We start from the raw sequence: 19,934 nt of genomic DNA, 5'->3' as shown, positions 1-19,934 counted from the left end.
GGCTTGGATGAGTACATCCACTACTACAACCATGACCGCATCAAGCTGAGGCTCAATGGCCTGAGCCCTGTCGAGTACAGGACCCAGGCGGCAGCATAGAACTGTCCAACTTTTTGGGGGCAGTCCAGGATGAGTGACATCCTCAAGGTTGAGGGTTTTTCTGTGGGAGCGGGCTTGCCCCGCGAAGAGGCCGTCCCGGATAGTCGAGTAAGCGAATGTGCGTACAGTCCTTCTCCTGGCATTGATGCTCCTCACCGCCTGCAACCAAGGCCCGACCCTGGAGCGCCTGGGCGGCCCTACCATGGGCAGCAGCTACAGCATCCAGTACGTGCGCGAGCCCGCAGGCCCGCCCCCGGCCCAGGTGCAGGCGGCAGTCGAGGCAATCCTGCAGGAGATCGACCTGCACTACTCGACCTATCGCAGCGATTCCACCGTCAGCCAGTTCAACCAGCTCGCGGCCAACCAGTGCCTGGCGCTGCCGCGCGACATGCTCGACCTGGTCCGTTTCGGCCAGCACCTGGCTGTGCAAAGTGCCGGCGCCTTCGACCTCACTGTCGAGCCCTTGCTCGACCTCTGGGGCTTCGGCCCCCAGGCTCGTCACGAACAGGTGCCCGACCCGCAGGCCCTGGCCCAGGTGCGCCTTCGCGTGGGCTACCAGCACCTGCGCATCGAAGGCCAGGCGCTGTGCAAGGACGCCCCCGTCGAGCTGGATTTCAACAGCATCGCCGCCGGCCACGCCGTCGACCTGATCGCCGAGCGCCTGCGCGCCATGGGTATTACCAGCTTCATTGCCGAAGCCACTGGCGAGCTCAAGGCCGTTGGCCGCAAGCCTGATGGCAGCGCCTGGCGCATCGCCCTGGAGCTGCCCCGTGAAGACCGCCAGATCGCCCGCCAGGTCATCCCGGTGGATGGCCTTTCGGTATCGACCTCGGGTGACTATCGCCATTATTTCGAGGAGAATGGCCGGCGCTATTCGCACACCTTCGATGCCCGCCTCGGGCGCCCGGTCGCGCACGACCTGGCCGCCGTCACCGTGCTCGATGCCTCGGCGCTGCAGGCCGATGGCTACTCGACCCTGCTGCTGATCCTCGGGCCGGAGCGCGGCTGGGATTTCGCCATCAGCCATGACCTTGCCGCTGTGCTGGTGACTCGGGCCGAGGGTGGCTTCGTCTCCCGAACCACCCCTGCGTTCGAACGGGCAATGAAAGGCGAGTGAAAGCGCAAGGATGGATGATCGCCAGGGAATCGGTGAACCACATGTAGTGCAGGCAAAATTGGCCTACGACGCGACCAAGGGTTAATGTGCGCGGCGTTCACGCTTGATTAGACTGCAACCGAATTTTCTCATGGCGCCCCGGCGACATGATCGCGCCCCGCGAGCCACCGTGACTCGCGGGCCAGTTCTGAAGGAGTACGCATGGCTGTCTACAACTACGACGTAGTGGTGCTGGGTTCCGGCCCGGCCGGAGAAGGCGCGGCAATGAACGCCGCCAAAGCAGGGCGCAAGGTGGCGATGGTCGACAGCCGTCGCCAGGTCGGCGGCAACTGCACCCACTTGGGCACCATCCCGTCCAAGGCACTGCGTCACTCGGTGCGGCAGATCATGCAGTTCAACACCAACCCGATGTTCCGTGCCATCGGCGAGCCCCGCTGGTTCTCCTTCCCGGACGTGCTCAAGAGCGCCGAGAAGGTCATTTCCAAGCAGGTCGCCTCGCGCACCGGCTACTACGCGCGCAACCGTGTCGACCTGTTCTTCGGCACCGGCAGCTTCGCCGACGAGCAGACCGTCGAAGTGGTCTGCCCCAACGGTGTGGTGGAAAAACTAAACGCCAAGCACATCATCATCGCCACCGGCTCGCGCCCTTATCGCCCGGCCGACATCGACTTCCATCACCCACGCGTCTACGACAGCGACACCATCCTCAGCCTCAGCCACACCCCGCGCAAACTGATCGTCTACGGCGCCGGCGTGATCGGCTGCGAGTACGCCTCGATCTTCAGCGGCTTGGGCGTGCTGGTCGAGCTGGTCGATAACCGTGGCCAGTTGCTGAGCTTCCTGGATTCGGAAATTTCCCAGGCGTTGAGCTACCACTTCAGCAACAACAACATCACCGTACGCCATAACGAGGAGTACGAGCGGGTCGAAGGCCTGGACAATGGTGTGGTCCTGCACCTGAAGTCGGGCAAGAAGATCAAGGCCGACGCCTTGCTGTGGTGCAACGGCCGTACCGGCAACACCGACAAGCTGGGCCTGGAAAACATCGGCATCAAGGTCAACAGCCGTGGCCAGATCGAGGTCGACGAGGCCTACCGCACGACCGTGCCGAACATCTACGGCGCCGGTGATGTGATCGGCTGGCCGAGCCTGGCCAGTGCCGCCCACGACCAGGGCCGTTCGGCTGCCGGCAGCATCGTCGACAATGGCAGCTGGCGCTTCGTCAATGACGTGCCGACCGGCATCTACACCATTCCGGAGATCAGCTCGATCGGCAAGAACGAGCAAGAGCTGACCCAGGCCAAGGTGCCGTACGAAGTGGGCAAGGCTTTCTTCAAAGGCATGGCGCGTGCGCAGATCGCTGGCGAGCCGCAGGGCATGCTGAAGATTCTGTTCCACCGTGAAACCCTGGAAATCCTCGGCGTGCACTGCTTCGGCTACCAGGCTTCGGAAATCGTCCACATCGGCCAGGCCATCATGAACCAGCCGGGTGAGCTGAATAACCTGAAGTACTTCGTCAACACCACCTTCAACTACCCGACCATGGCCGAAGCTTATCGGGTAGCTGCCTACGACGGCCTGAACCGGCTTTTTTAAGCGGCTCCGGCCGGTGGCCTGAGCCGGTCGGGGAGACCGATTTCAGCCCTACCCGAGGGTGGTCTTGGCCAAACCGGGAAAGTCTGTAATCAGGCTGTCCACGCCAAAATCAGCGAGCCGGCGCATCAGTGCCGGTTCGTTGACTGTCCACACCGACACGTGCAACCCCTGGCCCTGTGCCTTGAGCAGGCGCTCGGGGGTGCACAGTGTCCAGTTCAATGCCAGCAGCTCGCAGCCGTAGTTCTGCGCGACCTTCAGTGGGTCGAGCCAGGCGTATTCGGCCACCAGCCCGCGCGCCACGTCCGGCACCAGCTCCAGGGCAGCACCCAGCACTTCGCGTGAGCTCGAGGTGATGGTGACTTTGTCCAGCAGGCCGTATTGCTGGGCCAGTTCACGAATCGCCAGCACCGTGCTGGCGGCGCGGGTGCGCGAGGCGCTCTTGACCTCCAGCTGCCAATGCTCGAAAGCGCATTTTTCGAACAGTTCTTCCAGTTTCGGGATGGGGCAGGGCTGCACCCAGCCCGGGCCGCCCTTGCGCGCGTCGATCTTGGTGAGGTCGGCCGCCGGCTGCTCGACCACCTTGCCGCGACGGCCGGTGGTGCGTTTGAGGGTCGGGTCGTGGATCACCATCAGCTCGTTATCGGCCGACAGGTGCAGGTCCAGCTCGCAGCGATTGACGCCGTGGGACAGGCATTGGCGGAAGCTGTTCAGGGTGTTTTCGGGGGCTTCGCCCTTGGCGCCGCGATGGCCGTAGATCAGGGTCACGTTCGTTCCTTCAATTCAAAGGGAAAGGCTCAGGAAGCAGGGTCGTTCTGTTCCAGTTGCTGGCGCCGTTGCTGTTGCTGGCGCTGCAGGATGTAACGGGCCAGCAGTTGGCGCTGGGCGTCGGTCATGTCGATGAATTCGGTGCCGAGCTCGAAGCTGCCGTCCGGGCGCGGGTCGCAGTGGCTGACCTTGCCGCGCAGCAGCAGGCCGTGGGCGCGGGGCATCAGCACCATCTTCACCTTGACCCGGGTGCCAGGGGTGATGGGCTGGGCCTGGCTGGACTCGATGCCGCCTTCGGAGATGACCACTGCCTGCGGCTGGCCGATTTCGCCGATGAGGGTCTGCGCGACCACGGCGCTGAGCAGGTCGAGGCGTTTGCTCTGCGCCCGCAGAAACGCCGCGAGGGTGCGGTCCTTGTCACTCAACTGGCGCAGCAGGTGCTGGGCTTCGAAGTCGGACAGGTGCAGCTCGCTGAGCAGGTTGAACAGCGGTGAATCATCCTGCAACACTTCTGGCTCAAGGGCTTCGGCCGCACTCAAGGGGCTGATTTGAAGTGCGATCTGATCTTCGATGCGGTAGTATTCGCGGCGATCTTCTTCGTCTAATGTCGTCATGGCGAACCCATGGTAGCGGCGGTGGTCCGAGTGTAAAGCCGCCGTAAGCGCCTCGCCACAAGGACGTTCCCTTTCATCCGAACAAGCCCCGACATGTTCAGACCTCTTTTCGCATTTATCGGCACGCGTTATACCCGTGCCAAACGTCGCAATCACTTCGTCTCGTTCATTTCCCTGACCTCGATGATCGGCCTCGCCCTGGGCGTAGTAGTGATGATCGTGGTGCTCTCGGTCATGAACGGCTTCGACCACGAGATGCGTACCCGCGTGCTGGGCATGATTCCCCATGCCACGCTCGAGAGCGGCCAGCCGCTTGACGACTGGCCTGCGCTTGCCCAACAAGTAAAGCAGAATCCGCAGGTGGTGGCGGTTGCGCCCTTCACCCAAATGCAGGGCCTGCTGACCCATGACGGCAAGGTGCAGAAGGTGCTGCTCAATGGCATCGACCCGGCGCGCGAACGCGAGGTGTCGATCATTGACAACTTCGTCCAGCAAGGCCGTCTCGACCAGCTGGCGCCGGGCGAGTGGGGCATCATGATCGGCGACAAGGCCGCGGCCAAGCTGGGTGTCGCCATCGGCGACAAGCTGACCTTCGTCGCCCCCGAGGTCAGTGTGACCCCGGCCGGCATGTTCCCGCGCATGAAGCGCTTCACCGTGGTCGGTACCTTCCACGTGGGCGCCGGCGAGATCGACGGTTACCTGGGCCTGACCAACATCAACGACCTGTCCCGCCTGCACCGCTGGAAGCCGAACCAGGTGCAGGGCCTGCGCCTGAAGTTCGACGACCTGTTCCAGGCACCGCGCGTGGCCTGGGACATCGCCCAGCACTTGGGTGACCAGGAGTTCTACAGCCGTGACTGGACTCGCACCCATGGCAACCTGTACCAGGCGATCCGCATGGAGAAGGCCATGATCGGCCTGCTGTTGCTGCTGATCGTGGCGGTGGCGGCATTCAACATCATTTCCACCCTGGTAATGGTGGTCAACGACAAGCGCGGCGACATCGCGATCTTGCGCACCCTTGGCGCCACGCCTGGGCAGATCATGGCCATCTTCATGGTGCAGGGTACGGTGATCGGGGTGATCGGCACCTTGATCGGCGCCGTGGTCGGCATCCTGGCAGCGCTCAACGTGAGCGCGGCGATTGCCGGCATTGAGACGCTGATCGGGCACAAGTTCCTCAACGCCGACGTCTATTTCATCGATTACCTGCCGTCGCAGATCATGGCCAATGACGTGTACATGGTCTGCGCCGCGGCGCTGGTCCTGAGTTTCTTCGCCACCCTGTACCCGGCCTGGCGTGCGGCCCGCACCCAGCCTGCAGAGGCGCTACGTTATGAGTGAGTCGCGCATGAGTGATAAAGCCGTTCTGAGTTGCCGCAACCTGGGCAAGTCCTACGACGAAGGCCCGGAGTCGGTACAGGTGCTGTCGGGCCTGCAGCTGGAGCTGCACCCGGGTGAGCGCGTGGCCATCGTCGGCAGCTCGGGCTCTGGCAAGAGCACCTTGCTCAACCTGCTTGGCGGCCTCGACACGCCCACCCAGGGCAGCGTCTGGCTGGCGGGTGAGGAACTGTCGGCCCTGGGTGAGCGTGCGCGTGGCCTGTTGCGCAACCGGGCACTGGGTTTCGTTTATCAATTCCACCACCTGCTGCCGGAATTCACCGCGCTGGAAAACGTCTGCATGCCGCTGCTGATCGGCCGCACGCCAATCCCGGAAGCCCGTGAGCGCGCTGAGGCGCTGCTCAAGCGGGTCGGCCTGAGCCACCGGCTCACGCACAAGCCAGCCGAGCTGTCCGGCGGCGAGCGCCAGCGTGTGGCGATCGCCCGTGCACTGGTCAACCGCCCGGGCCTGGTGATGCTCGACGAGCCTACCGGCAACCTCGACCACCACACCGCCCAGGGTATTCAGGAATTGATGCAAGAGCTGTCCAGCGCCTCGCGCACGGCGTTCCTGGTGGTAACCCACGACCTCAACCTGGCGCGCCAGATGGACCGCGTGCTTAAACTCGACGACGGTCACCTGGTGGCGATCTGAGCCGCCTGCACGGGGTGGCCTGAGCCGCCCCGCAACTCTTTCATTGGGTGTTTTACATGTTCAGACCCTTGCCCTTGTTCATCGGTGCTCGCTACACCCGTGCCAAGCGCCGCAACCATTTCATCTCGTTCATCTCGATGACTTCGATGATCGGCCTGTCCCTGGGCGTGCTGGCGATGATCGTGGTGCTGTCGGTAATGAACGGCTTCCAGCGTGAAATGAGCTCGCGCATCCTTGGCCTGGTGCCGCATGCCAGCATCCTGGGCGTGCAGCCGCTGGACGACTGGCGCACGGTCGCCGATGCCGCGCTGAAAGACCCGGCAGTGATGGCCGCCGCGCCGATCACCGAGATGGAAGGCATGCTCTCGTACAAGGGCGCGATGCAGCCGATCCAGGTCAGCGGCATCGACCCGGCAGAGGAAGGCAAGGTCTCCATTGTCGGCCAGCATATTGTTCAGGGCCGTTTGCAAGACCTGCAGCCGGGTGAGTTCGGCGTGGTGATCGGTGAGCTGAGTGCGCGCCGTTTCCGCCTGAACACCGGCGACAAGCTGACCCTGATCGTGCCGGAAATCAGCAAGGCACCGGGTGGCATCACCCCGCGCATGCAGCGCCTGACGGTGGTCGGCATCTTCAAGGTTGGCGCCGAGTTGGACGGTTCGCAAGCCTACATTCACGTCGCCGATGCGGGCGAAATGCAGCGCTGGGCACCCGGCCAGGTGCAGGGCGTGCGGCTGAAGCTGCATGACCTGTATGCGGCGCCGCAGGTGTCCAAGGCCATCGTCGCGGGCCTGGGTGATGCCTACCGCGCCGATGACTGGTCGCATACCCAGGGCAGCCTGTTCAGCGCCATGAAGATGGAAAAAACCATGATCGGCCTGTTGCTGATGATGATCATCGCGGTCGCGGCGTTCAACATCATTGCCACGCTGGTGATGGTGGTGAACGACAAGGGGCCGGATATCGCCATCCTGCGTACCTTGGGCGCCACGCCTGCGCAGATCATGGGCACGTTCATGGTGCAGGGTAGCTTGATCGGTGTGGTGGGGACGTTGATCGGGGGTGTGCTGGGGGTGATTGCCGCGTTCAATGTCAGCCAGATCGTGGGCTGGCTGGAGCGAGTCAGCGGCCAGCACATCTTCACTTCGGATGTGTACTTCATCAGCAGCCTGCCTTCGCAGCTGCAGTGGGGGGATGTGGCGATGATCTGTGCGGCGGGGTTGGTGATGAGCTTTTTGGCGACTATTTACCCGGCTTATCGGGCATCGCAGGTGCAGCCGGCGATTGGCTTGGCGGTTTGAGGGCTGTTTGAGCGTTTGGGGGCGCATTGCGCCCTCGGTCACCGACCTTCAGGCAGCTCGATCACAAAGCGCGTCCAGCCGTTTTCACTCGTCGCAGAAATGCTGCCGCCATGCGCTTGCACGATCGAGCGGGTAATCGCCAACCCTAATCCGGCATGCTCGCTACTGCCTTCCCGTCGCGCCGGGTCCACCCGGTAGAACCGATCGAACAAGCGTGGCAATGCAGCCGGTTCGATCGCAGCCCCGGTATTGGCCACGCATATCCGTGAACCAGGCCCCAACGTCACCTGTACCTGCCCGCCCGGCGGGGTAAAGCGCAAGGCGTTGTCGAGCAGGTTGGACAGTGCCCGGCGCAGCATATGGCGGTCCCCCTGCAGCAGCAATTGGCCTTTGCGCAACAGCCTTACATCAGAGTCTTCGGCCAGCGGGGCATAGAACTCCAGCAACGCATCCACATCCTCGTGCAAGGCCAGCGCAGCCTGCCCGGGCACCAGCAGGCCATGGTCGGCTTTGGCCAGGTACAGCATGTCGTTGATCATCTGTGCCATCCATTGCAGTTCCTCCAGGTTGCCATGCAGCGCCTCGCGGTACTCTTCGAGGCTGCGCGGACGGGTGAGGGTGACCTGGGTGTGGGTCAGCAGGTTGGACAGCGGCGTGCGCAGTTCGTGGGCGATATCGGCCGAGAACGCCGACAGGCGCTGGAAGGCATCGTCCAGGCGTTGCAGCATGGCATTCACGGTGGTGGCCAGTTCGGCCAGTTCTTCCGGCATCTGCGCCACTGGCAAACGGGTGGTCAGCGAGCGTGCCGACACGCTGGCGGCGACCTGGCCCATCTGCCGCAGGGGCCGCAGCCCGCGGCGTACGGCCCAGGCGCCGAGCAGCGCCGTAGCCAGGGCCGAGAGGCCGACGGTGAGCCAGATCAAGCGCTGCATGCCCTGCAGGAAATGTTGATGGTGGGTGATGTCGAGGTACAGCGTCAGCTGCGCGGATTGCGGGTCGGCCGGCTTCAGGGGCATGGCCAGGCTGCGGTAGTCGGTGCCGTCCGTGTGCAAGGTCGCAAGCCCGGAGGGCGGCGTGGTGTTGGGCAACTGCGTGCGGCTGTCGAACCACGGTGTGCCGTCTTTACCGCTGATGCGCAGGGCCAGGTCAGCCTGGTGGCTGAGCTCATCGCGCAGGGCCGGGAGCCGGGCCGCAAGCTCGGCGGGTGTGGCGACACCGGCGAGTTGCGTGCGAAACAGCGACAGGCGTGATTCGAGCAATTGTTGGTCCAGCTCGATGAAGTGCTGTTCGCTGGCACGGTTGAACAGGATGCCGGCACCCAGCGAAACAGCAGCCGTGCAGGCCGCGAACAGCAGCGCCAGGCGGCTGCCGAGGGAAAGCCTGCGCATCAATCTTGACGCTCCTCCAGTACATAACCCATGCCGCGCACCGTGTGGATCAGCTTGTTGGCGTGCGGGTCGTCGATCTTCAGGCGCAGGCGGCGAATCGCCACTTCGATGACATTGGTGTCGCTGTCGAAATTCATGTCCCAGACTTGCGAGGCAATCAGTGACTTGGGCAACACCTCACCCTGGCGCCGCAGCAGCAGTTCGAGCAGGGCGAACTCTTTGGCGGTGAGGTCGATGCGCTGGCCGGCACGCTCGGCACGGCGGCGGATCAGGTCCAGGCGCAGGTCGGCCAGGCTCAAGGTGGTGTCCAGGCTGGGGCTGGCGCCGCGGCGCAGCAGGCTGCGTACCCGTGCCAGCAGTTCGGAGAAGGCGAACGGCTTGACCAGGTAATCATCCGCGCCCAGCTCCAGGCCGTGCACGCGGTCCTCGACGGCATCGCGGGCGGTGAGGAACAGCACAGGTGTGTCCAGGCCGGCCTGGCGCACGGCTTGCAGAATCTGCCAGCCGTTGCGGCCAGGCAGCATGACATCGAGGATCAACAAGTCGTGATCGCCGCTTAGCGCCAGGTGCTGGCCGGTTTCGCCATCGGCCGCCAGTTCGGTGGCAAAGCCTGCTTCGCTCAGGCCTTGGCTGAGGTACTGGCCGGTGCGGGCCTGGTCTTCGACGATCAACAGTTTCATGCGGTGTCCACACTATCGGGAGGCAGCCCTGTGCGGGCGGTGTGATGACTGAAATGATACGTGACTATATCAAGGGCCGCCCAAGCGCCGCCCAAGCTGACAAAGTTGTAATCTTCCTGTCAGGTAGTTGCCAGCCGGCCTTTTCTAAAGTGGCCTTATCCCCGCTGTAAGCTTTGGAGTCATCATGAAACACCTGTTCATCGCCGCCGCCTTTGCCCTGGTAAGCCTGTCCGCCCTGGCTGACGGTGGCAAAAGCTTCGCCTTCGGCGAGCCGGCCCCGGCGGCCAAGGCTACCCGCACGGTCGAGGTCGTGCTCAAGGACATCGCGTTCGAGCCCAAGCGCCTGCACGCCAAAGCTGGCGAAACCGTGCGTTTTGTCTTGATCAACGAAGGCAAGTTGCCCCACGAGTTCAACCTGGGCGACAAGGCCATGCACGCGGAGCACCAGAAGCAGATGATCGCCATGCAGGGCAAGCTGTTTACCGCAGGCATGCACCACGAGGGCATGGACCACGGCCAGATGGGCCACGCAGACCATGGCCATGACACGGGCAACACCGTGCTGGTGCAACCGGGCCAGCGTGCCGAGCTGACCTGGACCTTCCGCCAGTCGGCGCCCATCGAGTTCGCCTGCAACGTGCCGGGGCACTACCAGGCCGGCATGGTCGGGCCGCTGACCATCGAGTGACTTGCCCTGCAAGGCGGGCGGTAAAAACGGTAGACTAGGGGTATTTCGAACCTTCAGGTCAGTTTCCATGCATCCCGCCGCCGAACACTCCCCGCTGGGCAAGTCCAGCGAATACATCGCTACCTACTCCCCTGAGCTGCTGTTCCCGATCCCGCGTACTGCCAAGTGGGCCGAGTTGGGCGTCACTGCCCAGACCCTGCCATGGCAGGGCGTGGACTACTGGAACTGCTTCGAGTTGTCGTGGCTGTTGCCCTCGGGCAAGCCGGTGGTAGCGATCGGTGAGTTCGCCATCCCTGCCGATTCGCCGAACATCATCGAGTCCAAGTCGTTCAAGTTGTACCTGAACTCGCTGAACCAGACGGTGTTCGCCGCGATTGGCGAGCTGCAGGCTTGCCTGGTGAAGGACTTGTCGGCAGCCGCTGGCAAGCCGGTCAGCGTCAAGGTTCGCACCTTGGCTGAAGTCGAGGCCCAGGGCGTGGTGGCGTTGCCGGGGCAGTGCATTGATGCACTGGATGTGGCCATCAGCAACTATGAACAGCCGCAACCGGAGCTGCTGCGCTGCAACCCGGAGCGTGTGGTGGAAGAGACCGTACACAGCCATTTGCTCAAATCCAACTGCCCGGTCACCGGTCAACCGGACTGGGGCAGCGTCGTGGTCGAGTACAAGGGCAGGGCGCTGGACCATGCCAGCCTGCTGACTTACCTGATCAGCTTCCGTCAGCATGCCGACTTCCACGAACAGTGCGTCGAGCGGATCTACCTGGACTTGAAGAACCTGCTGCAGCCCGAGTATTTGACGGTGTATGCGCGGTATGTGCGACGAGGGGGGCTGGATATCAACCCGTATCGCAGCACCGGGGCGATCAGCCCGAATAACGTGCGCCTGGTGCGTCAGTAATTCTGACATGACGGGGGCCGTTTCTCGGCCCATTCGCGGGGCAAGCCCGCTCCCACAGGCTATTGGCTGTACTTGAGGGCAGCGCGGTACCTGTGGGAGCGGGCTTGCCCCGCGAATGGGCCGAGAAACGGCCCTTGCTATTTCAGATCCCCATGCTGTGCAGCGAGTTGGCAATGCTGCGCAGGGTGGCGGTCAGGTCGGGGTGATCAGCCTCGAAGCGTTCAATCGCCAGGTTCACGCCATCCACCAGGTTGTTGTCCGGCGTGGCTTCTTCAAGCTTCAGTTGCGCTTCTATCTGTCTGGCTTCCTCATGCAGGGCGGCCAGCTCTTCTTCCGAAAGCGGTACGTTCCGGTCCAGTTGCTCGCGCAAGCTGTTCAGACGCTCTTGCAATTCGCGGGCAGGCATTGGCTTTTCTCCATCAATGGCTTGGCAAGGCATGGACCTCAGCGAAGCGGCAAAGGTTCTGGCCTGCTTTCAATGTAATCCACTCGCAGCCGCTTTGCATGATCCGCATCAAAGGTGCTGTATCAGGGTTTTTCACCCTTGCGGCGCCGTTGGGCAATGTCCTGCAGGCAGGTGTCCAGCGCTTCGAGGTGATCGATCACCGAGTGCACGCCCAGGCTGAACAGTTCGAGGGTGGCCTTGCCGCGGGCCAGGTCCCGCTCCTGTTGGCTCATGGCTTGCCAATGGCGGGAACTGAGGTCGCAATAAGGGCTGCAGGCGGCCAGGCCCACGGTCCACAACCCGGCGTTCAGGCCCGATTGCAATAGCGCCGGTTCGCCACTGACCAGTACGCAGCCATCCAGGCGCGAGCTGTCCAGCGCCATCAGTGCCTGCCAGCAGGCGTTCGGTGCCGGCCAGCGCATACCATTAACCGAATGCCCCGGCAACCAGTCGGGCAGCACGTTGGCCAGGCGTTTGCCTTGCGTGGCACTCAGGTCGTCCAGCCAGATGCAGGGCACCTGGCGCTGGCGCAGGCTGGCCAGTGTTGCCAGGGCGCCGGGCGCGGGCAGCGGGTTGCCGTTCGCCCCCTGGACCAGGCAGCCACGCAGGCCGAACAGCACAGCAGTGAAGGCGGATGCATCGTGCATGGCAACTTCCCTGAAATAGTCCGCAGGCTATGCCGCCATTGTTACTGGGCGATGACGGTGCAACATGCGCTCACAAAATCTTGAGCAAAAATGTGTAATGCTGGTGATCAGCCCGTAAGCCCTTATACTTGCGCCTTACCAGCAGCGCGCCCGGTGCGGCTGCGGCCAAGAAATTCGATGGAGAGACATCTATGCGTAGGATCGGTGCCGGTGTGATCGAGCGAGTCACCCAGGCCTGTGTCTGCGCCAGCTTGCTGCTGGCGCCCGTGGCGGCTACCCAGGCGGCCACCGAGGACGACCCGTGGGAGGCGGTCAACCGACCGATCTTCAGGTTCAACGATACCGTCGACACCTATGCCCTCAAGCCATTGGCCAAGGGCTACGAGGCGGTGACGCCGCAATTCCTCGAAGACGGCATCCACAATGTCTTCCGCAACCTGGGCGACGTGACCAACCTGGTCAACAACGTGCTGCAGCTCAAGCCGCATGCGGCAGGGGTGGACACCGCACGCTTGATCGTCAACACCACGTTCGGCATCGGTGGCTTCTTCGACGTTGGCACCAAGATGGGCCTGCAGCGCAGCGACGAGGACTTTGGCCAGACCCTGGGTTACTGGGGCGTGGGCAGCGGCCCTTACGTAGTCATCCCGTTGCTGGGCCCAAGCACCGTGCGTGATGGCCTGGCCAAGTACCCTGACAGCTACACCAAGCCCTACCGCTATATCGACCATGTGCCGACGCGCAACTCGATCTTTGCACTGGACGTGATCGATACCCGCGCCAGCCTGCTGCCGGCGGAAAAACTGATTCAGGGCGACAAGTACATCTTCATTCGCAACGCCTACCTGCAGAACCGCGAGTTCAAGGTCAAGGACGGCGAAGTCGAAGACGACTTCTGATTCTTGAACAAGGGGCTGCCCTGCAGCCCCCGCGTCAATGCATGGCCAGGATGCGCAGGCCGAACTTCTGCTGCCCATCGGGCTGATCGGCGATCCACACCACCTCGGTGCTGGCGTGCAAGCCCTTGAGCGCCGGGTGATCAGAATCGATCCGCACCTCAAGCGTATCCCCCACCTGAAAGCGCTGTGGCGCCTGCATCTGCATGCCCCCGCTGGACAGGTCCAGGCACACCGCCGCAATCACCTGGCCTTCGTGCAGCAGGCTCACCTCGGTATCGATGCGCATGCGGATGAAATCGCGTTTTTCGCTGTGGTTGGAGGGCGTCTGAGGCATGCTGCATCCTTCCCTTTGGGTTGCACGGGTCGGCTTTCTTATAACTCCCGGTGATTTGGCCTGTAAAGAGCAGCGAGGTCGACCCTCGTACGCTTGAAACGCCTGGCGGATGGGAGTACCGTCTGCGCCTTACAGGGTAGCGCTGATAGTTGCCGGGCGGGTCTTCTTGTCCTACAACTCAAGTAGAGTGTTACCACAGAGTATTCCCGTAGCTGGCCGTCAGCTTTGCCGACACCGCTGCACCAACCCAAATCGGCGCCGTTCGCCCACATGCAGAAAACCAGTGCAACGCTGTTGATCATCGATGACGACGACGTGGTCCGTGCGAGCCTCGCCGCCTATCTTGAAGACAGTGGTTTCAGCGTCCTCCAGGCCGGTAATGGCCAGCAGGGGCTTCAGGTCTTCGAAGAACACCAGCCCGACCTCGTGATCTGCGATCTGCGCATGCCGCAGATGGGCGGGCTCGAACTGATCCGCCAGATCAGCGAGCGCGCGCCGCAATTGCCGGTGATCGTGGTGTCCGGTGCCGGCGTCATGAGCGATGCGGTCGAGGCCTTGCGCCTGGGCGCTGCCGACTACCTGATCAAGCCGCTGGAAGACCTTGCCGTGCTCGAGCATTCGGTGCGCCGGGCGCTCGACCGTTCGCGCCTGGTGCTGGAAAACCAGCGCTACCGCGACAAGCTCGAAGCGGCCAACCGTGAGCTTGAAGCCAGCCTGCACCTGCTGCAGGAGGACCAGACCGCCGGTCGGCAGGTGCAGATGAACATGCTGCCGGAAAGCCCCTGGGTAGCCGGCGAGTTCGCGTTCGAGCACCAGATCATCCCGTCGCTGTACCTGTCGGGTGACTTCGCCGACTACTTCCGTGTGGATGACCGCCGCATCGCCTTCTACCTCGCCGATGTCTCCGGGCATGGCGCGTCGTCGGCCTTCGTCACGGTGCTGCTCAAGTTCATGACCACGCGCCTGTTGTTCGAATTCAAGCGCGGCAGCAAGATGCGCGAGTTCAAGCCTTCGCAAGTGCTCAGCCACATCAACCGCGGGCTGATCAACTGCAAGCTGGGCAAGCATGTGACCATGGTCGGCGGTGTCATCGACGAAGACACCGGCCTGTTGACCTATGCCGTGGGCGGCCACTTGCCGCTGCCGGTGCTGTACACCCCGGGCAATACCCGCTACCTGGAAGGCCGCGGCCTGCCGGTGGGGTTGTTCGACGAGGCCAGTTACCAGGACCTAGTGGTGGAGCTGCCGCCTGTGTTCAGCCTCAGCTTGATGTCCGATGGCATTCTGGACCTTTTGCCGGGTGACACGCTCAAAGATAAAGAAGCCGCCTTGCCAGAAATCGTCAAGGCAGCGGGTGGCAGCCTGGATGGGCTGCGCCAACGATTTGGATTGGCTACGCTTGGGGAGATGCCGGATGATATCGCCCTATTGGTGTTGAGCAGGAACCTTCAATGAGTACCGGTAGAATTCAGTTCGCCGAGCAAAGCGGTACCTTTGTACTGAAATTCGTCGGTGAAGTGCGCCTGACCTTGTGTTCGGCGCTGGATGCGACGATCGAGAAAATCTTCACTGCGCTGAATTTCTCGGCCATCGTCATCGACTTGACTGAAACCGAGAGCATCGACAGCACCACCTTGGGCTTGCTGGCCAAGTTGTCGATCCTGTCGCGCCAGAAGGTTGGGCTGCTGCCGACCGTGGTCACCACCAACCCGGATATTTCCCGGTTGCTGCAGTCGATGGGCTTCGATCAGGTGTTCAACATCGTCGATCGTCCGATACCGTGCCCGGAGTGCCTGACCGACCTGCCGTCGCAGGACCAGAACGAAGAGGTGGTGCGGTCAAAGGTGCTGGAGGCGCACAAGATCCTGATGGGCTTGAATGACTCCAACCGTGAAGCCTTCCATGACCTGGTGAATGCGCTAGAGCGCACCTGATTCATTGCCTTTACCGGCCCGTGGTCGCGGGCTTACCCCGCCAAGAGGTCGGTAAAGGTTAAAACCATCGCTTATTCCGGCGCAACGAACTCTGTCACTTCCCGCCCACCGGCATCCAGCTGAAACACCCGCGCCGGCCGCCCTTGCTCATCAAAGAACACCTGCCCCAACCCCGCACCATTCCACAGCCGTTCCCCCGCCTTGCTATGGTTGGGCGTACGCGGCACCACCTCCATCTCCCGCCGCTTGGTAAACCAGTTGAGCGGCGAGCGTGGTGAATACAGCCAACGGTTCAGCCGGTCGAGCACATCGAGCAGGCGCCTGGGGAACTCGTTCTTGATGCCGCTGCTGGTGATCTGCCACAAGTGCGGGCTGCGCTGGCGATGGCGAATCAGTACTTCATACACGAATGAATAATGCACGTCGCCGGAGAGCACCACGTAATGCCCCGGCGTGCGCGAGTGGCGGAAGATATTCAAAATTACCTGCGCCGCGCCGCGGTGTGCCATCCAGTTCTCGGCATCCACCAGCAACGGGTAGCCCAGCCAACTGAACACCTTCTGCACGGTTTCGATCAGTTTTACCCCGAAGATCGGCGCGGGTGACACGATAATCGCCGAGGGATGATCGAGCAGCGCCTGCTGCAGCTCGCTCAACGCTTCCCAGTCGAGCAGACCGGATGGCTTGGCCAGGCTGCTTTCGCTGCGCCAGCGGCGGGTGCGGGTGTCGAGCACCAGCAACGGCGGGTTGCTGGGCAAGCTGTACTGCCAGCCCTGGAACTGCAACGCTTCGCCGATCAGTTCGTCCTGTGCCTGGCTGTCTAGCGTTGTACCTGTCAGCACCTGGCAGCGCTCGACCAGCCCCGCGCAGCCATCCGGGTCGTTGCCCCAGCCCTGGCACAGCAAGTAGCCAAGCAACGCGTTGCCGATGATGCGCCGTGAGAAGGGGTGGCCATAGGCGGTTTCTTCCCACTGTGCCGAGAGGTTCCAGTCGTCGGTGATGTCGTGGTCATCGAAGATCATCAGGCACGGCAGGTGGGCCATTACCCGTGCCACCTGGCCCAGGTTGCTGGCGAAGGCCTCGATCAGTGGCAGCTCTTGCCGATACCGCGCCTGGCGCTCATCAGTGAGCCCGGCGGGCATGTCCAGGTTCACCAGGCGCCAAGGCTCGGGTGACCATACCAGCAGGTACATGGCCATGACTTCAGCGAAGGTGACCAGGTGGTTGTCGGCATTGCTGGACGAGAAGATCGGCTTGCGTTTGCCGCCGAAAAAGCGCTCGCGCAGGCTTTCGTTCTGTTCTTGGGCCGGCAGCAAGTCTGCACGGTGGTAATAGCTGGCCGGGTGCTGGTACAGCGCTGTGCTGTCGGCCACCACCGCACCGTCGAGCTGTTCGTCGAACAGCCCCAGGCGCTCGATCAGGCTATGGATGGCCCGCAGCATGGGGCCGGCAACATCGTCGGCATACACCTGGTCACCGCTCATCAGCAGCACGGCAGGGCGCTGTTCGGGCTGTTCGCACTGTGCCAGCAAACGGTCGGCGCAGAGCAGGCCATCCGCGGCAGGGTGGTGCGGCTTGCGACAAGAACCATGCAATAAATGGTCGAGGCGGTCCCGCAGCACAAAGCTTGGGCGCTGGCAGCCTGGGTAGAGCAGGTGGGGTGCCCACTCGGCGATGCCCTGGCCATCGATGCGCAAGTCATAGCCCAGCGCCTGGTTGCAAGGGAGGGGCTGGGCGAAGTGGATATCCAGCAAGTGGATAAACGCGTGCTGGCCTATCGGGATAACCTGGCAAGTGGCGTTGGCTGTACGCGCTGCGCCGTCCAGGGTGAATTCGGGTTGCAAGGGTTGCGTGGCGACCAGCCAGATGGCCAGGCGCTGGGGCTCTAGCCGGCGCAGTACCGGGCCGGCAAGAACGAGGGGTAGGGATGAGGTCATCAACAGCTCTGTTGGCTAGGCAGCCCATCCACCGGTGCAGCGACAGCACTGCACCGGTGGCAGCGGGCTTGCCCGCGAATAGGCCATCGAATTCAAAATACCTCTGAAGCCTGGCGCTATTCAGCGCCAAACCAAAAACGGGCGGAAAATGCTGAGCATTTCCCGCCCGTCAGGCAAACCTATTATGTATCAGGCTTTTTCAGCCATCAGTTTCTCCAGCTTCTCCTGATCGCGGGCAAACTGACGAATACCCTCGGCCAGCTTCTCGGTGCCCATGGCATCTTCGTTCATCGCCCAGCGGAACTGGCTCTCGCTCAACACCTGCTTGGCCTCGCCAGCGTTGCCCGGTTTGAGCACCCGTGGCAGCTCGCCCTGATCATCGCTCAGTTGCTGCAGCAGCTCGGGGCTGATGGTCAGGCGATCGCAGCCTGCCAACTGCTCGATCTGGCTGATGTTGCGGAAGCTGGCGCCCATGACCACGGTGTCGTAGCCATTGGTCTTGTAGTAGTCGTAGATGCGCGTGACCGATTGCACGCCCGGGTCCTCGGCGCCCACGTACTCCTTGCCGGTGTTTTTCTTGTACCAGTCGTAGATACGGCCCACGAACGGTGAAATCAGGAACACCCCGGCATCGGCGCAGGCCTGAGCCTGGGCGAAGGAGAACAGCAGGGTGAGGTTGGTCTGGATGCCTTCCTTCTCCAGCTTCTCGGCGGCGCGGATGCCTTCCCAGGTGGAGGCCAGCTTGATCAGCACGCGGTCTTTGCCGACCCCGGCTTTGTCGTACAGCGCGATCAACTGACGGGCCTTGGCCAGCAGGGCCGGTTCATCGAACGACAGGCGGGCATCCACTTCGGTGGAGATTCGCCCAGGGATGGCCTTCAGAATGCCCGAACCCACCGCCACCGCGAACTTGTCGCAGGCCAGGTCCACATCGCCGTTGGCATCGCCCTTCACCTGCTTGAGCAGTTCCGCATAGCCGGGCATGGCAGCCGCCTTGAGCAGCAGCGACGGGTTGGTGGTGGCATCGACCGGTTTCAGGCGGGTGATGGCGTCCAGGTCCCCGGTGTCGGCGACCACGGTGGTGAACTGTTTGAGTTGTTCCAGCTTGGAGGTCATGGGCGTGCTCTGTCCTGTGCAATGACTCGACATTACCCGAGCCCCGGCGGCCGCTCAAGGCCCGTCGAAGCCGGGCGTGCAAAGCGGCCTTGCCGGGGCATCGGGCCGGTCGGAAAGGGCTGCGAAAGGTGATGATTCGAGTCCCCTCCCGCCGCGAGGTTCCCAAGTCTGCTGGACTATCTGCTTTTCAGCGCTTCGCCCAAGGTGCCGGATTCCCCTTCCTGGAGCCGTTTGCCGTCGGGCATGATGATTTCCAGCGTGGTCCCCGCAGGCCGAGGTGCTGGTTGTGCCGCCCGCGCCTGCGCCTTCCTCGCTTCAACCCTGCGCTCGATCATGGTCGGGTACTGCGAGGCCACCAACAGGATGATGGCGACCGGAGCAAAAATCGCCAGTGCCACACCCCAAGTGCCCTGGGAACGCGTGCGCCTTTTCAACGCCCCTCCATCAGTTCCGCCGCTTGATCAAACACCGCCAACGGCTCGGCCGCCTTGTGAATATCCGCCGACAGCAACTGCCGGAACCGCCGAGCGCCCTTGAACCCCTGGGCCAGCCCCAGAATATGCCGGGTGATGTGGTGCATTGCCCCGCCACTTTCCATATGCGCCACGATATAAGGCCGCAGCAGCGCCAACGCCTCGCTGCGGCTGACCACCGGCGCCTCGCTGCCAAACAGTTGCTGGTCGACATCGGCCAGCAAGTAAGGGTTGTGGTACGCCTCACGCCCCAGCATCACCCCGTCGAACGTTTCAAGGTGCGCCTGGCATTGCGCCAAGGTCTTGATCCCCCCGTTGAGCACAAACTCCAAGTCCGGGAAGTCCGCCTTCAACTGTGCCGCCACGTCATAGCGCAACGGCGGCACCTCACGGTTCTCCTTGGGCGACAGCCCCTCAAGAATCGCGATCCGCGCATGCACGGTAAAACTCCGGCACCCGGCCTCACGCACCTGGCCGACGAAGTCGCACAGCTCGGCATAGCTGTCACGGCCATTGATGCCAATGCGGTGCTTCACCGTCACCGGCGTCGAAACCGCATCCCGCATGGCCTTCACGCAATCGGCCACCAGCGCCGGGTGGGCCATCAGGCAGGCGCCGATCATGTTGTTCTGCACCCGGTCGCTCGGGCAGCCGACGTTGAGGTTGACCTCGTCGTAACCGGCCTCTTCGGCCAAGCGCGCGCAGGCCGCCAGGTCAGCCGGCACGCTGCCACCCAGTTGCAGGGCCAGCGGGTGCTCGGACGCGTCGTGACGCAGGAAACGGTGGGCGTCGTTGTGCAGCAGGGCGCCGGTGGTGACCATTTCGGTGTAGAGCAGGGTGTGCTTGGAGAGCAGGCGCAGGAAGAAGCGGCAGTGGCGGTCTGTCCAGTCCATCATAGGTGCAACGCTGAAGCGGCGTGACGGCTCAGAGCGCGTGGTTTCTGGCTTGTAGCCTGATTTTGCGGTCATTTC

General features: G+C 62.9%; 22 protein-coding genes. 11 read left to right on the top strand and 11 right to left on the bottom strand.

The annotated features are described in order from the left end of the window. The 3 genes from CKW22_RS24360 to sthA form a co-directional block, all read left to right on the top strand. Positions 1 to 99 (top strand): IS3 family transposase (locus tag CKW22_RS24360; RefSeq protein WP_143500713.1); only part of this gene is annotated, 99 nt, incomplete at its 5' end. Positions 100 to 217: 118 nt separating this feature from the next. Beyond that, the gene (locus CKW22_RS24355; RefSeq protein ID WP_033700398.1) at positions 218 to 1,216 is read left to right on the top strand and encodes an FAD:protein FMN transferase; all 999 of its coding nucleotides are present in this window, start codon (positions 218 to 220) and stop codon (positions 1,214 to 1,216) included. Positions 1,217 to 1,417: 201 nt separating this feature from the next. Beyond that, entirely contained in the window at positions 1,418 to 2,812 is a 1,395-nt protein-coding gene (sthA, locus tag CKW22_RS24350) for a Si-specific NAD(P)(+) transhydrogenase (RefSeq protein WP_033700396.1), read from the top strand. 48 nt (positions 2,813 to 2,860) lie between these two features. On the opposite strand, the gene CKW22_RS24345 is transcribed toward sthA, so the two are convergent. Both CKW22_RS24345 and CKW22_RS24340 read right to left on the bottom strand, forming a co-directional pair. Next, on the bottom strand, positions 2,861 to 3,577 hold the full coding sequence (locus tag CKW22_RS24345) for a glycerophosphodiester phosphodiesterase (RefSeq protein WP_033700395.1): 717 nt from the start codon (positions 3,575 to 3,577) through the stop codon (positions 2,861 to 2,863). 29 nt (positions 3,578 to 3,606) lie between these two features. After that, positions 3,607 to 4,191, bottom strand: coding sequence for a PilZ domain-containing protein (locus CKW22_RS24340; protein ID WP_033700393.1), 585 nt, complete (start codon positions 4,189 to 4,191; stop codon positions 3,607 to 3,609). Between the two features lie 93 nt (positions 4,192 to 4,284). Between CKW22_RS24340 and CKW22_RS24335 the strand changes: the two genes are divergently transcribed. From CKW22_RS24335 to CKW22_RS24325, 3 genes are read left to right on the top strand one after another with little or no spacing between them, the layout of a single operon-like run. After that, on the top strand, positions 4,285 to 5,535 hold the full coding sequence (locus CKW22_RS24335; RefSeq protein ID WP_033700392.1) for a lipoprotein-releasing ABC transporter permease subunit: 1,251 nt from the start codon (positions 4,285 to 4,287) through the stop codon (positions 5,533 to 5,535). Between the two features lie 7 nt (positions 5,536 to 5,542). After that, positions 5,543 to 6,226 (top strand): lipoprotein-releasing ABC transporter ATP-binding protein LolD, encoded by a 684-nt coding sequence (gene lolD / locus CKW22_RS24330; RefSeq protein WP_177326495.1) that lies wholly within the window; start codon positions 5,543 to 5,545, stop codon positions 6,224 to 6,226. A 56-nt stretch (positions 6,227 to 6,282) separates the two neighbouring features. Continuing rightward, complete coding sequence (locus CKW22_RS24325) at positions 6,283 to 7,524, top strand: lipoprotein-releasing ABC transporter permease subunit (RefSeq protein ID WP_033700388.1); 1,242 nt, start codon at positions 6,283 to 6,285, stop codon at positions 7,522 to 7,524. A gap of 38 nt (positions 7,525 to 7,562) precedes the next feature. On the opposite strand, the gene CKW22_RS24320 is transcribed toward CKW22_RS24325, so the two are convergent. Further along, positions 7,563 to 8,915, bottom strand: coding sequence for a heavy metal sensor histidine kinase (locus CKW22_RS24320; protein ID WP_047583294.1), 1,353 nt, complete (start codon positions 8,913 to 8,915; stop codon positions 7,563 to 7,565). Next, positions 8,912 to 9,592: a two-component system response regulator CinR gene (gene cinR, locus CKW22_RS24315; RefSeq protein ID WP_033700385.1), complete on the bottom strand. Its 681-nt coding sequence runs from the start codon at positions 9,590 to 9,592 to the stop codon at positions 8,912 to 8,914. The genes CKW22_RS24320 and cinR overlap by 4 nt, the downstream gene beginning before the upstream one ends. Positions 9,593 to 9,776: 184 nt before the next feature. Here cinR and CKW22_RS24310 point away from each other — a divergent pair, with 184 nt between their 5' ends. Both CKW22_RS24310 and queF read left to right on the top strand, forming a co-directional pair. Beyond that, complete coding sequence (locus CKW22_RS24310) at positions 9,777 to 10,280, top strand: plastocyanin/azurin family copper-binding protein (RefSeq protein ID WP_047583295.1); 504 nt, start codon at positions 9,777 to 9,779, stop codon at positions 10,278 to 10,280. Between the two features lie 67 nt (positions 10,281 to 10,347). Next, positions 10,348 to 11,178 (top strand): NADPH-dependent 7-cyano-7-deazaguanine reductase QueF, encoded by an 831-nt coding sequence (gene queF, locus CKW22_RS24305; protein WP_047583296.1) that lies wholly within the window; start codon positions 10,348 to 10,350, stop codon positions 11,176 to 11,178. Positions 11,179 to 11,320: 142 nt separating this feature from the next. Here queF and CKW22_RS24300 read toward each other — a convergent pair whose 3' ends face one another. Together CKW22_RS24300 and CKW22_RS24295 are read right to left on the bottom strand one after the other, a co-directional pair. Continuing rightward, entirely contained in the window at positions 11,321 to 11,584 is a 264-nt protein-coding gene (locus tag CKW22_RS24300) for a DUF4404 family protein (protein WP_003248815.1), read from the bottom strand. Positions 11,585 to 11,706: 122 nt separating this feature from the next. Then, entirely contained in the window at positions 11,707 to 12,270 is a 564-nt protein-coding gene (locus CKW22_RS24295; protein ID WP_047583297.1) for a hypothetical protein, read from the bottom strand. Between the two features lie 191 nt (positions 12,271 to 12,461). On the opposite strand from CKW22_RS24295, the gene CKW22_RS24290 reads away from it, so the two are divergent. Further along, on the top strand, positions 12,462 to 13,169 hold the full coding sequence (locus tag CKW22_RS24290) for a VacJ family lipoprotein (protein ID WP_033700380.1): 708 nt from the start codon (positions 12,462 to 12,464) through the stop codon (positions 13,167 to 13,169). A 34-nt stretch (positions 13,170 to 13,203) separates the two neighbouring features. Here the strand turns inward: CKW22_RS24290 and CKW22_RS24285 are convergent, their stop codons facing one another. Continuing rightward, positions 13,204 to 13,503 (bottom strand): PilZ domain-containing protein, encoded by a 300-nt coding sequence (locus tag CKW22_RS24285; protein ID WP_095065352.1) that lies wholly within the window; start codon positions 13,501 to 13,503, stop codon positions 13,204 to 13,206. 270 nt (positions 13,504 to 13,773) lie between these two features. Between CKW22_RS24285 and rssB the strand changes: the two genes are divergently transcribed. Beyond that, a complete protein-coding gene (gene rssB, locus CKW22_RS24280) occupies positions 13,774 to 14,958 on the top strand; it encodes a two-component system response regulator RssB (RefSeq protein WP_027596602.1) in 1,185 nt (394 codons plus the stop codon). After that, a complete protein-coding gene (rssC, locus tag CKW22_RS24275) occupies positions 14,955 to 15,437 on the top strand; it encodes an anti-sigma factor antagonist RssC (RefSeq protein WP_016500715.1) in 483 nt (160 codons plus the stop codon). Before rssB ends, rssC begins: the two co-directional genes overlap by 4 nt. Positions 15,438 to 15,508: 71 nt before the next feature. On the opposite strand, the gene CKW22_RS24270 is transcribed toward rssC, so the two are convergent. The 4 genes from CKW22_RS24270 to dusA all read right to left on the bottom strand — a co-directional run bounded on the left by CKW22_RS24270 (position 15,509) and on the right by dusA (position 19,931). Further along, entirely contained in the window at positions 15,509 to 17,374 is a 1,866-nt protein-coding gene (locus CKW22_RS24270; RefSeq protein WP_095065350.1) for an alkaline phosphatase D family protein, read from the bottom strand. 189 nt (positions 17,375 to 17,563) lie between these two features. Next, entirely contained in the window at positions 17,564 to 18,490 is a 927-nt protein-coding gene (gene tal / locus CKW22_RS24265; RefSeq protein ID WP_033700376.1) for a transaldolase, read from the bottom strand. Between the two features lie 176 nt (positions 18,491 to 18,666). After that, entirely contained in the window at positions 18,667 to 18,888 is a 222-nt protein-coding gene (locus tag CKW22_RS24260) for a hypothetical protein (RefSeq protein ID WP_227696913.1), read from the bottom strand. A gap of 32 nt (positions 18,889 to 18,920) precedes the next feature. Next, positions 18,921 to 19,931: a tRNA dihydrouridine(20/20a) synthase DusA gene (dusA, locus tag CKW22_RS24255; RefSeq protein ID WP_095065348.1), complete on the bottom strand. Its 1,011-nt coding sequence runs from the start codon at positions 19,929 to 19,931 to the stop codon at positions 18,921 to 18,923. Positions 19,932 to 19,934 lie beyond the last annotated feature (3 nt).

Source organism: Pseudomonas sp. Irchel s3f19 (assembly GCF_900187555.1).
GTDB classification, from domain to species: Bacteria; Pseudomonadota; Gammaproteobacteria; order Pseudomonadales; family Pseudomonadaceae; genus Aquipseudomonas; species Aquipseudomonas capeferrum.
This window is presented reverse-complemented; position numbering and strand designations above follow the sequence as displayed.